The 12,339-nt window shown below is 39.7% G+C and carries 12 protein-coding genes; 2 read left to right on the top strand and 10 right to left on the bottom strand.

All coding sequences use genetic code 11. From position 1 onward, the window contains the following. The first annotated feature begins 3 nt into the window (after positions 1 to 3). Complete coding sequence (locus G3O08_RS03450; protein WP_163283283.1) at positions 4 to 1,152, top strand: DegT/DnrJ/EryC1/StrS family aminotransferase; 1,149 nt, start codon at positions 4 to 6, stop codon at positions 1,150 to 1,152. Between the two features lie 93 nt (positions 1,153 to 1,245). Here G3O08_RS03450 and G3O08_RS03445 read toward each other — a convergent pair whose 3' ends face one another. From G3O08_RS03445 to G3O08_RS03410, 8 genes are all read right to left on the bottom strand, one after another. After that, positions 1,246 to 2,373 carry a glycosyltransferase gene (locus tag G3O08_RS03445; RefSeq protein WP_163283282.1) on the bottom strand — a complete coding sequence of 376 codons (1,128 nt, stop codon included), beginning with the start codon at positions 2,371 to 2,373 and terminating at the stop codon, positions 1,246 to 1,248. After that, a complete protein-coding gene (locus tag G3O08_RS03440; protein ID WP_163283281.1) occupies positions 2,370 to 3,431 on the bottom strand; it encodes a glycosyltransferase in 1,062 nt (353 codons plus the stop codon). The genes G3O08_RS03445 and G3O08_RS03440 overlap by 4 nt, the downstream gene beginning before the upstream one ends. A gap of 44 nt (positions 3,432 to 3,475) precedes the next feature. Beyond that, positions 3,476 to 4,048 (bottom strand): acyltransferase, encoded by a 573-nt coding sequence (locus G3O08_RS03435; RefSeq protein WP_163283280.1) that lies wholly within the window; start codon positions 4,046 to 4,048, stop codon positions 3,476 to 3,478. A gap of 39 nt (positions 4,049 to 4,087) precedes the next feature. Beyond that, positions 4,088 to 5,389 (bottom strand): lipopolysaccharide biosynthesis protein, encoded by a 1,302-nt coding sequence (locus G3O08_RS03430; RefSeq protein ID WP_163283279.1) that lies wholly within the window; start codon positions 5,387 to 5,389, stop codon positions 4,088 to 4,090. A gap of 274 nt (positions 5,390 to 5,663) precedes the next feature. Continuing rightward, positions 5,664 to 6,653: an SDR family oxidoreductase gene (locus G3O08_RS03425; protein ID WP_163283278.1), complete on the bottom strand. Its 990-nt coding sequence runs from the start codon at positions 6,651 to 6,653 to the stop codon at positions 5,664 to 5,666. A gap of 4 nt (positions 6,654 to 6,657) precedes the next feature. Next, positions 6,658 to 8,199, bottom strand: coding sequence for a ribonuclease Y (gene rny / locus G3O08_RS03420; RefSeq protein WP_163283277.1), 1,542 nt, complete (start codon positions 8,197 to 8,199; stop codon positions 6,658 to 6,660). A 62-nt stretch (positions 8,200 to 8,261) separates the two neighbouring features. Continuing rightward, positions 8,262 to 8,540, bottom strand: a complete 279-nt coding sequence (locus G3O08_RS03415; protein ID WP_163283276.1) for a cell division protein ZapA — start codon at positions 8,538 to 8,540, stop codon at positions 8,262 to 8,264. A gap of 10 nt (positions 8,541 to 8,550) precedes the next feature. After that, entirely contained in the window at positions 8,551 to 8,841 is a 291-nt protein-coding gene (locus G3O08_RS03410) for a hypothetical protein (protein WP_163283275.1), read from the bottom strand. A 179-nt stretch (positions 8,842 to 9,020) separates the two neighbouring features. Between G3O08_RS03410 and G3O08_RS03405 the strand changes: the two genes are divergently transcribed. After that, entirely contained in the window at positions 9,021 to 10,763 is a 1,743-nt protein-coding gene (locus tag G3O08_RS03405) for a M23 family metallopeptidase (protein ID WP_163283274.1), read from the top strand. Positions 10,764 to 10,775: 12 nt separating this feature from the next. Here the strand turns inward: G3O08_RS03405 and G3O08_RS03400 are convergent, their stop codons facing one another. Beyond that, positions 10,776 to 11,618, bottom strand: a complete 843-nt coding sequence (locus tag G3O08_RS03400) for an N-acetylglucosamine kinase (RefSeq protein ID WP_163283273.1) — start codon at positions 11,616 to 11,618, stop codon at positions 10,776 to 10,778. Between the two features lie 27 nt (positions 11,619 to 11,645). Then, entirely contained in the window at positions 11,646 to 12,332 is a 687-nt protein-coding gene (locus G3O08_RS21645; RefSeq protein WP_163283272.1) for a response regulator transcription factor, read from the bottom strand. Between the last annotated feature and the right edge of the window lie 7 nt (positions 12,333 to 12,339).

Raw genomic sequence — 12,339 nt, 5'->3', positions numbered from 1 at the left:
AAGTTGGAAACAGAAAATACATATAAAAACGAAATTGCTTCATTTCTTGGATGTGATAGCAATCAACTTTTTTTATTTTGGAAAGGAAGGGTTGGGTTGTACACTGCTCTTAAAGCTTGCGGAGTGCGAAAAGGAGATGAGGTAATTGTACAGGCATTTACTTGTGTAGTAGTTCCCAATAGCATTATTTATACCGGTGCTGCGCCAATTTATGTAGATATTGAGAGACATAGTTTCAACGCCTCATTTGAAGATATAGAAGAGAAGGTAACCGATAAAACAAAGGTTATTATTACCCAAAATACTTATGGGCTTAGCAGTAGTGTAAAGCGCATTTCAGAATACTGTGCCGAAAATGGAATAATTTGTATTGAAGATTGCACCCATGGCTTTGGTGGAATGCATGATGGAAAGTCTAATGGATCTTATGCAGATTTCGCCTTCTATTCTACCCAATGGAATAAACCATTCTCTACGGGCATCGGTGGAATCTTGCGGGTAAACAACTTAAAATATTTGCCTGAAATACAGGAATTAGAGCGATCAGCAATTACTCCTACCACAAGAGAAAAGCACATGCTGAACGCATTAATCAAAGCTCGGCGCTACTTTCTCAATGATATTTCCTATTGGTTACTGCTTAAGCTTTATAGACAACTTACCGCTTGGAAAATTGTAGTTGGATCTTCCTCTCCTGAAGAAATAGAAGCTCCCGAAATTCCTGAAGCGTTTTTGAAAAAAGGCTGTAATACCCAACATCGGGAAGGAATAAGATCTCTAAAACGACTAGCTGTTGTGCTAAAACGAAGGAAAGCGAATGCCTTAGCGATTTCAGCCTTCTTAAAAAGCCATGGCAAAACTTATGTCTCTTCTGACTTACAAGCAAATCATTCTTTTTTGATTTATCCAATTCTTGTAACCAATAGAGCTGAATTTATGAATTTAGCCGAAAATGCGGGATTACCTATGGGCGATTGGTTTGTGTCACCTTTACATCCGGTTACTGCAAATTTCAATCTCTGGGGATTGAATTGTGAAGACTTTCCAGTAGCTACCAAAATTTCAAGTCAGATTATCAATATTCCTTTAGATCGGAAAAGTCTAAAAAAGTATTTTGGTTTTTTAGATGCAAATCAGCATTTTATACTCTAGATAAAAGCAGGACAGTTTTGTGGTTCTTCCGATTGGTTATTAAATTTTAAACCTTCTCATAAATCTACACTCAATCCTTAAAGTGTAATGTGCTTACTGAAATAAAACCTTGGAATATAGATTAAGCAATTTTTCTTCCTCATGCTTCCAATTATAATGTGCTTTGGCTGCAGCAATACCATTTTTTCCCATTTCAGAAATGGCATTATTATGCGTTGCAAAATATTCAATCTTATCGGCAAGCAGAACCGGATCATTCGGATCCACACAAAATCCACATTCATGCTTTTCGATTACCTTTCGATACAGCTCAAAATTAGAAGTAATAACAGGCAAGCCAATAGCCATGTATTCGAAAATCTTAGTAGAATAAGATTCTAAATAATTTTCAATGGGGAGCAAAATCGAAAGTCCGATATGGCATTTTTTAGACATTTCAAGCGCCAGATCCAATCGCTTTGCACCGTAGAAATGAATATCATTCTTCACTTGTTCGAATTCGGGAATAGCTTTTATTTTTTCCATTACCGATTCTTCATAGGGACCCACGCAATGAAAAATCACATTGAAACCGCGGCTCTTCAATTCATTGATGGCAATTACTACTGTTTCGATACCGCGTACAAATGTAATTCCGCCCACATAGTACAATTCTATGGTTTGGTTATAAATCCTTTCTGTATTTTGAAATGGCATTAAAAAATCAAAATCGGGCATATTCAATACAATTTCATAATTCTTAGTCCATTTACTATAAATTTTCTCGTAAGAATATTCCGCCAAAATAATAAAAAAGCATTTTGCAGAAATCCAATCTACTACCCCATAAAGTTTCGATATCTTTAATCTGAAAGGAAGGTAAGACTTAGACTTTATTTGTCGGGCAATATTTTCATGAATATCGAAAATTACCTTTTTGCCCATCAATCGCAAAATTATACCTGCCGGTACCAATTCGGGATCGTGGAAATGATAAATGTCTGATTTTGTTTTTAGAGCCACATAGAAAACCCGCCACACAAAAAACAGTACGCGCGATAAACGCCCTTTGCCCTTTCTATTTACAGCAACAATATCTACCCCATCTACCCATTCGGCTTTGGGGTGCGGTGCTACCAACTTTACATCATATCCTGCCTTCGCTAGTGATCGGCATTCTTTTAAAAATATACGCGTGTCGTACCCCTTATGAATGGATGTAACGTGGCAGATTCTTGTCATTCTGATTCCAGTAATCGGCGGTGTAAGTCTTGAAATTTCTTTTCGCTAATAGCGTAAGTTGCTTCTTGTTCAATTATAGATTTATTGCGCTTTGCAACCCTGTCAAAATCTACAGTTTCAATTTCTTCAAAAAAAGAGGAGTCAACATCTTTCACGATTCTACCATTTTCTCCATCTACAATCCATTCGTGCGAGGCAGGAAGATCTGCTACTACCGGAAAACAACCATTATACATCGCTTCAAGCAGCGAAATTGCGGTGGCATCTGAAGATGGTATAGACGCCCAGACTTTTGCCTTGGCATACCACTTCATATTGTCATCGTTTTCGAGCCAACCTACAAAACTTACGCTATCTGCTATTTTGAGTTGATTCGTCAACGCTTTAAGCTTCTCTGTTTCTGTACCCGTGGCAGCCACAACCAATTGCCAATTGTCACTCCCCGAGTCTAGAAACTTCTTAAATGCGGCAATAATTTTATCGACTCTGTAAAGTGGCTTGTGCAATCTATTGGCGTAAATAATGTCTTCTTTAGGAAGGGAATAAACAGGTTCTGATACGCCAAAATTGCAAATTGTAATATCGAGCTTTCGCTTAGGCACTAATTCACGCATTCGTTTCGCCATAAAAGCAGAGTCAGACGTAAAGGCCGTAGCATGTTTGAGTGAATACTTAACCATAGCTTTATACAGCACACCTTTTTGCGGAAGCGTTAAAACATCTGAACCCCAAGCTGTTGCAATTAAATGAACCTTATACTTTCGCAATGCCTTAACCGTGTAGAATGCTACCGAATTTAATTGATGTACATGGACAATATCTGGCAAGAATTCTTGATAGACCTTTCTAATTGCTTCAAGAGTTGGTGATATGTTAAGTGGATTTTTTAAAGTAAAATCAACGAAAGTTACAGGATGTTTGGTTTCAAAAATTAATGGCTTACTTGTAATAATATGGATTTGGGTATTCGCGCTTTCTATACGATGAAGAAAATTACGCAAATGTGCTCCAGAGGGAGCAACAACTAATAACTTATATGAATTTGCTTTCTCTAACAATAGTCAGCTAATTTAAACGCCAAAGATAAACCGAATAAAAAATTTTAACCATGTGACCAATTATTATAATAGGTTAGCAATTCGGGATGTTTTTCTAAATAAGGTGCATCTAGTTCACGTGTATCACCAACCACTTTTGCAGGATTTCCAGCTATGATTGCATAATCTTGAAAAGTGCCCTTTACATAGGCATAGGCAGATATAATGCTCCCTTTTCCAATAGTTGAGCCTGGCATGATGGTAACATAAGGCCCTACAAAAGTATAAGCCCCAATCTCTGTAGCGCCTACCACATAGCCTTTCATATCGCTACCCTTGTATTCACTACCGTATAGCCTTATAGAAAGATGACTACTGTGAGTGAGTATAGAAACGAATGAGCAAATTTGACAGCCTTCGTCAATTTTAAGGCCTCGTGATCCATCAATGAAGCAATGCTGTGCTATATAAACATGGTCGCCAATTTTGGTATTTTCAACTCCTTGAAAATATGTTGTAGAGCCATATCGAGTATGCTTAACTATTTCACCATTTGGATTTTTATATCCATTTACCATAACAGGACCTACTCGTCGCGCCAGCTCGATTTTAATACGTCTATAAATTTTTGAAAACATACAGTTTTTAGTATTCAGCTCATAAAAATGTTGTCTCTACTAGGCATCCAAATCCGAGCCGTGATCGGGTCTCAAATTTCGCGAAAGCGTAAAGTACCAAAATAATACAAAAATCATTAGTAAGGTGTTTAAACTTACTAATGCCGCAAGAACAGATTTAAAATCATACTCAAAATAACTCATTGCTGCTACTGTGATTAGTATGACGGTGTTTCCTGCTACGGCAAAAACAAAATTTGTTTTTTGACGCAAATAGAGCACTGGCATAAATGACACTGGACTAATAACGAAATGAATAAGTAACCAAGGAGCCATATATGCGGCATAAGTTCCTGCCATAGTCCAATCTTTACCAAAAACGAAAGTAAAAATAGGTTCCCCAAAAAAGAACAATACAGAAAAAGGGATTAATCCAATAGCAAATAATCCCAAGCTTGTGCGAAGCAAAGATTTTTTTAATACAATTCCATTATTTAAATCACGCGCCCATTTTTCATTGAGCACTTGCGATAAGGAGTGTCCAAAAACTTGAAGTGGTACGCGGAGATATCGCCAAGCAAAGGCAAATAAACCGAGTACTATCTCCCCATAATAAGCTGATATGATAAACAATAGTAGTGCCTTCTGACTTTCGTCAAAAAAAGCGTGCGCAGAATTAACAACCGGAAAGTCACGATATTTTTTAAAAAGATATTTTGCCGAATAATCAGACGTGAAAGTACCTGCCAGCGCGGTTCTTATCGGCTTCAATCTTAAGAATGCAATTGCCGGAATGGCATTTCCTGCAATTTGCCCAAACACCAAACTACCGGCTATAGGCGCAGAAAGTCCCAGTATATATGATGTTCCACTATTAGAAATTGAGCTAAGAACCTTGTTAGAAGCTATTTCTTTAAACTTTTGAAGTCGAATTACATATTGTGTCAATACATTCTGTCCTCCAATAAAGAAAACGGCTAAGGGCGCAAACCAAAGTAAATTGGCGAGATCTGAATTTGAGAGAGCCGCAGCAATTTCCTCCCGCCACGGCCATATAATTACCGCTGATAAAACTGATATGAAAAGAAGTAGCTTAATGGATAATTTGAAAATAGCATCAGCCTCAGCCTGTTTTCGTGGTAAAAGTATGGCGATTTCAAAACGCAAGGCAGAGACCACTGCTATTAAGGCTGCTATTTTGATAAAAAGCTCAAAGCCGGCAAAATCATCTGGTGTATAAATCCGTGAAATAAGCGGTGCCATCAAAAATGGAAAGATAATGGCTAAACCATTACCAGACATCATTACCGCAACATTTTTGGTAAAATCTGACCTGAAAAGTAAAGCCTTTAGCTTATTCATAAATTAATTAGCCCTAAAACCAAATTAGCGGCGAATATACACATTGATTTCTACCATCCTGAAGCTCTTCATTTCATGCATCTCGAAACACTGAAACAATTGAGAAAATTTAAAAGTATTTAAAAAGAAAAAGAATGCAACGAGAATAGAACGCAAAGCTTGCACAGCGGCATTTACGGCTCACATGACCGCCAGATTTTTAGAAAAATCAGTTTTTAAAAACCCTGCATTGAAAGCCTTCACTTTAGTTAGCCATTAGAATTAAATTAACAGCTTAATTCCTTAACGTATCCCAATACCAATCTATTGCCTCTACAATTCCAGCTTTTAAAGAATGTGATGGTTCGTATCCCAAAAGGGTTTTTGCCTTTGTAACATCTGCAAGCGAGTCGCGCACATCACCTGCTCGTGAAGGGCCAAAGTCTAGGGCTACTTCTGAAATTTTTGAATCGAAAGGAACCAAAGCTTCCCGGATAATTTCAATCAAATCAAGCAGTGTTGTACGCTCGCCATAAGCCACATTGTATACTTGATTAAGTGCTTCTTTATTTTCGACTGTTGCGGCCAGATGATTCATTTGCACCACATTTTCTATGTAGGTAAAATCGCGTGTTTGCAAGCCATCACCATGAATGGTTGGCGAATGATGCCTTATAAAAGCTTCAACAAATCTGGGAATGGCAGCGGCATAAGCACCGTCCGGGGTTTGGCGTTTTCCAAAAACATTAAAGTAGCGCAACCCGATAATTTCCATGCCGAACAAATTGCCATAAACCTGGGCATAAAGTTCATTTACATATTTGGTAACGGCGTAAGGCGAGAGCGGCATTCCGATTTGATCTTCTACTTTGGGCAGTGCCTTGCTATCGCCATAAGTACTTGAGCTTGCTGCGTAAACTAAGCGCCTCACTCCTGCTTCCTTGGCTGCATGAAGTATATTCAAAAAGCCCGTAATATTAACTTCATTGGAAGTAAGCGGATCGTTAATACTGCGCGGTACACTTCCCAAAGCTGCCTGATGAAGTACAATATCCACTCCCTCCATAGCTTTTTTGCAGGTTTTAAAATCGCGTATATCGCCTGCGAGAAACGAAAAATTCCCATCTGAAATCAGATGGGAAATATTCTCTTTAGATCCTGTAGCAAGGTTGTCTAAACACACAACTGTATTACCGGCCTTCAGAAACGAGTCGCAGAGATTGGAACCTATAAAGCCGGCCCCACCTGTAATGAGTACTTTACTGTTTTTTAATTGGCGGGGCATGCTTTTATTTAGCGTAGTTAATGGCTCTTTTTTCGCGAATTACGGTAATTTTTACCTGTCCGGGATAAGTCATCTCGGTTTGTATTCTTTGCGAAAGATCAAAGCTTAATGTATCTGCCTGATCATCTGTTACCTGATCGCTTTCAACCATTACCCGCAATTCTCTACCGGCTTGTATCGCGTACGATTTAGTAACACCGGGATAGCTCAATGCCATGTTTTCCAAATCGCGTAGTCGCTTAATGTACGATTCTACCACTTCGCGACGTGCACCCGGTCTCGCACCAGAAATAGCATCGCAAACCTGAATGATTGGCGAAAGCAATCCGGTCATTTCTATCTCGTCGTGGTGAGCTCCAATGGCGTTGCACACTTCGGGTTTCTCGCCAAACTTTTCTGCGAGCTTCATTCCTAACAGTGCGTGTGGCAATTCCGGCTCATCATCTGGCACTTTTCCAATATCGTGCAGCAATCCGGCTCTTTTAGCGAGCTTTGTATTCAATCCAAGTTCAGAAGCCATTGTAGCACTTAAGTTGGCTACTTCGCGGCTGTGCTGAAGCAGGTTTTGACCATAGCTTGAGCGGTATTTCATTCGCCCAACCATGCGAACCAGATTCGCATTCAATCCGTGAATTCCCAGATCAATACAAGTACGTTTTCCGGTTTCAACTATCTCATCTTCAATTTGCTTGGTTACTTTTTTAACCACCTCTTCAATACGCGCCGGGTGAATTCGGCCATCTGTAACCAATTGGTGCAATGCCAAGCGCGCTATTTCGCGTCGTACGGGATCGAAACAAGATAAAATAATGGCTTCCGGAGTATCGTCAACAATTATTTCAACCCCCGTTGCGGCTTCAATTGCGCGAATGTTTCGTCCTTCACGACCTATAATGCGGCCTTTTAACTCATCGCTTTCAATATTAAATACCGAAACCGAATTTTCTACAGCATGCTCGGTAGCCAGCCGCTGAATGCTCTGAATAATTACTTTTTTAGCCTCTGAACCTGCAGTGAGCTTTGCCTCATCAATTATTTCCTTAATGTGGCTCATAGCCTCCGTACGCGCCTCGTCTTTAAGCGCTTTTGTTAGTTCGGCTTTCGCGTCAACAGCACTCATATTAGAGATTTTCTCCAATCGCTCTACATTCTGTGAATGCGATTTTTCCAGCTCCTTCTGTTTGTTTTCAATGACTTCCACCTGGCGCTCCAGATTTTCTTTTATTGCGCCCACCTTTTCACCTTCTTTCTTGCTGTGTTCTAAGTTTTTGCTCAAAACAGCTTCGCGTTGCTTAATTCGATCTTCTGCACTTTGAATTTTCCGGTTTCGGTCTTTAATTACCTTTTCGTGATCTTCTTTCAGCTGATAAAATTTCTCTTTGGCCTGAAGCATTTTTTCTTTTTTAATCGCTTCACCTTCCTTCTCGGCTTCTTCGAGAATGGAGTTTTTCTTCTTGTTAAACACGGCGTTAAGTGCAAACCAGGCTACTGCCCCGCCCACTATCACACCTGCAAGAAGTCCTATTAGTACATCGGTTATTTCCATATCAATTTTAACTTGTTAAGGCACTTTCGCGCCAGTATATTGATTTGGAAGATTTACAAAAGCTATAGCATTGAATCAATCAGTTTCTCTATCGCATCCAGCTCGTCTGTATCAACAGATTCTGAATGCTTCGTATCTTGTTCGTGTAACTTTTTAGCCATCTGAAGAGCCGTCATAGCAAGCAAATCCTGCTTATCTTTTACGGCATAATTCTCCTGCAAGTGCTTAATGTTGTCATCTACACTTTTGGCAGCAGACCTTACAATCTCTTCCTCTTCAGCTTTAGCCATGATAGGATATATCCGGCCCGCTATGGTTACTTTTATCGATAGTTCGCTCATCGCGTATTTTCTACCTGTTTAATAATGCTATGCATTTGTCAATCTCCCGCACCAGTTCGTTCACTCTGAACTTCATTTCAGCCTTATCGCCGGATGTGCTCACCAGCGTTTTGGCTAATTTTAATCTATTGTATTCATTTTGCACTGATTGTGTTTTGCGCTTTTCATCGTCAAGCAGTCTTTGCAAATCAGAACTACCGCGTTTAAGCTCTTCGTTCTCTTGTTTTAACTTTTCAAACCGCTTATCAATCTTTTCAAGTTTGCCCTTTATAGACAATACTCTTTTCGAAACCTCGCTCATACATTTTCAATAGCAAAAAATACAATAAGTGTACAAATGTAATTTTGTAGGCGCACATTCCAAAATTCAAAACCGCAGTTCTGTATAATAATTTGCACCTAAGTTTGTTTACATCTTATAACGGGGTGTAAAGTAATAAAATTATACCTTCTTACATTCGTCATTCTAAAAATATACACTTGCAAAAGCTCCTTTTACTCATTTTGGTTTGCCTTTCAACTGCAAAGTTGTGCGTATGTACGGCGAATGTTTCAGTTCAACCCAAGGATTCACTTCCTTCTTTTGGCCCACCCCTTGACATCCCCTTATACCTTTCGGGAAATTTTGCCGAGCTACGTCGCAATCACTTCCATACCGGAATTGACATAAAAACCCAAGGCGTAGAAGGCCAAAATGTGCTCGCTGCAGAAGATGGTACAATTAGCCGCATTAATGTTTCGCCATGGGGTTACGGGCTGGCGCTTTACATTGATCATCCGAACGGATACACTACAGTTTACGGGCATTTACAATCTTATTCCGCTAAAATAGAGGCAGCTGTCCGAAAGCAACAATATCTTGACAAATCATTTTCAGTAGATTTTACTCCAGATTCACCCATTCAGGTAAAGCGCGGAGAAATTGTCGCCAAAAGCGGAAATTCTGGCGGTAGTGGGGGCCCGCATCTGCATTTCGAAATTCGCAAAACAGATAATGAGCGACCTCAAAACCCTTTGCTTTTTGGTTTTGATATTAAAGACGATATCGCCCCACGTATCCGCGGAGTTAGGTTTCACCCCTTAGCCGACACTACACTCATAAACAACAAACACGAGGCACAAAGCTTTGTAGTAAACGGAAATGCTGGAAAATATCATTTAAATGCCGGTCAGGATGTTAAAGTTTATGGTGCCTTTGGCCTGTCCTTACACACGCTCGATTTTTTAAATGGATATCCAAATAAATGTGGAATTTATACCCTCGCTTTAAAAGTTGATGATGAGCTTATTTGCGCCTCACGTTTTGACGAGCTCGACTTTTCAACAGTTAGAAACATTAATAGCTACAAGGACTATGAAGTGTACAAAACCAATAATTGGCATTATCATAAATCATTTGTAGAACCGGGAAATAAACTTGACATATATGACTTTAAATCAGCCAGCGACGGAGTAATAAATGAGACCAAGCCTGGAAAACATCAGGTAAATTATCTCACAACCGATGCGTACGGCAACGAGTCTCAATTAGAATTTGAGTTTACCACACTCGCAAAGCCACCGGTTTCGCTTCCTGCTCCCGAGCCTTATGATGCTTACTTTCCATACGGGCAAGAAAATCATTTTGAGTACGCCGATGAGGTGAAGATCACCTTTCCGGCCAATGCGCTCTACAACGATCTTCGGTTTCAGTTCAGCCGCCAAATGCAATCTACAGATTCGTACTCACCTTATTATATCGTTCAAAACGAAAATATTCCGCTTCAGTCAGCTTTTGAAATTAAATTTGCCTGGAAAGATATTCCTAAAAAAATCCAGGACAAAATATTGGTACAGCGCAGCGATTTAGCTGGGCGAACTTCGTACATTACAGGTACTGCTACTGCAGATTATTACGTAGCCGAATCAAAAGATTTCGGCAAGTTTACGCTTGTAGCAGATACTACCGCCCCAAATCTTTCGGCCAGAAAGTGGTCAACAGGGGGAACGGTTACAAATGCTACCGAATTGCAGTTTACAATTAGCGACAACCGCTCTGGTGTTAAAACTTACAATGGCTACCTTAACGGTGAATGGGTTTTAATAAAGTATGAACCAAAGAATGCAATGATTTATCTAAAGGTTGGCGACAGCAATTTTCAAAAAGGCAAAAACACGCTGGAAATAACACTGGAAGATGCCTGTGGAAACATTACCACGAATCAATTTGAGTATAACTATTAGCGTTTCAGTCGCTTACTTTTTGAGGCGGTACTCAAGCAGTCCTTCTATTGGAGCTCTGATAATTCTATCCAATACAATTCCAAAATCATCGGCCTGCTTTTGGATTTGCTCCTTGAAAAAAAATCCGATTGAACCAACGATTCTAAGCGGATAGGTTTTATAATCAGGGTATTGAGATACATAGCGCTGAAAAAACTTTAGAAAAGCATCGTCGGCCAGTGCCTGCATATACGGGTGGCGCATGTTATCGCATACAAAAGTGCTAAAAGATGCTAGGAATCGGTTAGGGAACTCCTTTTTATAAACCGCATAGCTTATTTCGTCTTTGGAAAGGGCATAAGTCTCATTGAACAATTTGAGAATATCGGGCGGCATAAGATCATTCATATAATCGCGTACAACCTTTCTTCCCAAATGCAAGCCACTCCCCTCATCGCCCAGAATATATCCCTGCCCACCTAATGCCAATACAATCTCATCATTGATGTACAGGCATGAGTTTGATCCGGTTCCCAAAATTGCCGCTATACCCGACTCGTTTTGAAAAAGTGCACGTGCAGCTCCGAGCAAGTCGTGAAGAATGTGAATTTTAGCAGTGGTAAACACTGGCTGAAAGCCCGTTTCCATAATTTTGCGATTTCTGTCTGAGCTACAGCCGGCACCATAAAAATAAACCTCATCGATATCAGAGTGATTAAATGGCTGTAGATTAAACCTTCGAAGGGTTTCCGTAATAGTGGTGCTTGTGTGAAAATACGGGTTTACACCTTCACTTTTAAACGAAAATACTTTTCCGTTATTGGCTATTAAACGCCAGTCTGTCTTGGTGGAACCGCTATCGGCTATTAAAATCATAATAGAGGCAAATCTATGCAAATAGATTTAACGAGAAAATAGAAATTTATTTACGTTCACCAGATTGGCTTTTACAGCATACATAACAATAGAAGCCGTATTTTTCACGCCCAGCTTTTGCATTATATTCTTGCGATGGGTATTAACCGTATGCGGACTTAAGAATAATTGCTCGGCGATAGTCGTATTTGTGAGGCCTTCGGCGATAAGCGTAATAATTTCTTGTTCGCGTTCTGATAAATGAACCGGCTCGCAATTAAAATTTTTATAATCGGCATCTTCCGGATCAATCTCAACACGGCGTATAGTTTCGAGAATTTGGCCACAGAAAAATTTTGTTCCCTTGGCAGTTTCGCGTACCGAAGAAATAATTTCATCCAGGTCGCAATCCTTTTTTACATAGCTGGTTACACCGGCTTTTAGCGCATTAATTATTGTGGTTCCTTCCTGATCTGGTGTAATGGCCACCACACGTGTACAGGGCGATATTTTAAAAATTTCGGGAATAAATTCAAGGCTGTAACCTGGAGCTGTAAAGTCCATTAAAACAATGTCAATATGATCTTCCTTTACCATCGTCAGCAGTTCTTCTCCGGTTTCGGCATGACCCGCAAGTTCTACATCAGCTACATTGGCAAGAACAGTCTCCAGACCAAGTATGATTAGTTTATTGCTATCGGCAACAGCTACACGAATTTTTCGCTCCTTTATCACTTGCTAT

Origin of the sequence: Cryomorpha ignava (assembly GCF_010686655.1) — a bacterium.
Classification (GTDB): Bacteria; Bacteroidota; Bacteroidia; order Flavobacteriales_D; family Cryomorphaceae; genus Cryomorpha; species Cryomorpha ignava.
The sequence above is the reverse complement of the archived record's forward strand: the minus strand, read 5'-3'. Positions and strand labels throughout refer to the sequence as shown.

Bases quoted from the DNA above. Each gene is read 5' to 3' on its own strand.
- G3O08_RS03445 (WP_163283282.1), bottom strand. From the start codon at position 2,373: ATGACAAGAATCTGCCACGTTACATCCATTCATAAGGGGTACGACACG.
- G3O08_RS03435 (WP_163283280.1), bottom strand. From the start codon at position 4,048: ATGTTTTCAAAAATTTATAGACGTATTAAAATCGAGCTGGCGCGACGA.
- G3O08_RS03430 (WP_163283279.1), bottom strand. From the start codon at position 5,389: ATGAATAAGCTAAAGGCTTTACTTTTCAGGTCAGATTTTACCAAAAAT.
- G3O08_RS03425 (WP_163283278.1), bottom strand. From the start codon at position 6,653: ATGCCCCGCCAATTAAAAAACAGTAAAGTACTCATTACAGGTGGGGCC.
- rny (WP_163283277.1), bottom strand. From the start codon at position 8,199: ATGGAAATAACCGATGTACTAATAGGACTTCTTGCAGGTGTGATAGTG.
- G3O08_RS03415 (WP_163283276.1), bottom strand. From the start codon at position 8,540: ATGAGCGAACTATCGATAAAAGTAACCATAGCGGGCCGGATATATCCT.
- G3O08_RS03410 (WP_163283275.1), bottom strand. From the start codon at position 8,841: ATGAGCGAGGTTTCGAAAAGAGTATTGTCTATAAAGGGCAAACTTGAA.
- G3O08_RS03400 (WP_163283273.1), bottom strand. From the start codon at position 11,618: ATGATTTTAATAGCCGATAGCGGTTCCACCAAGACAGACTGGCGTTTA.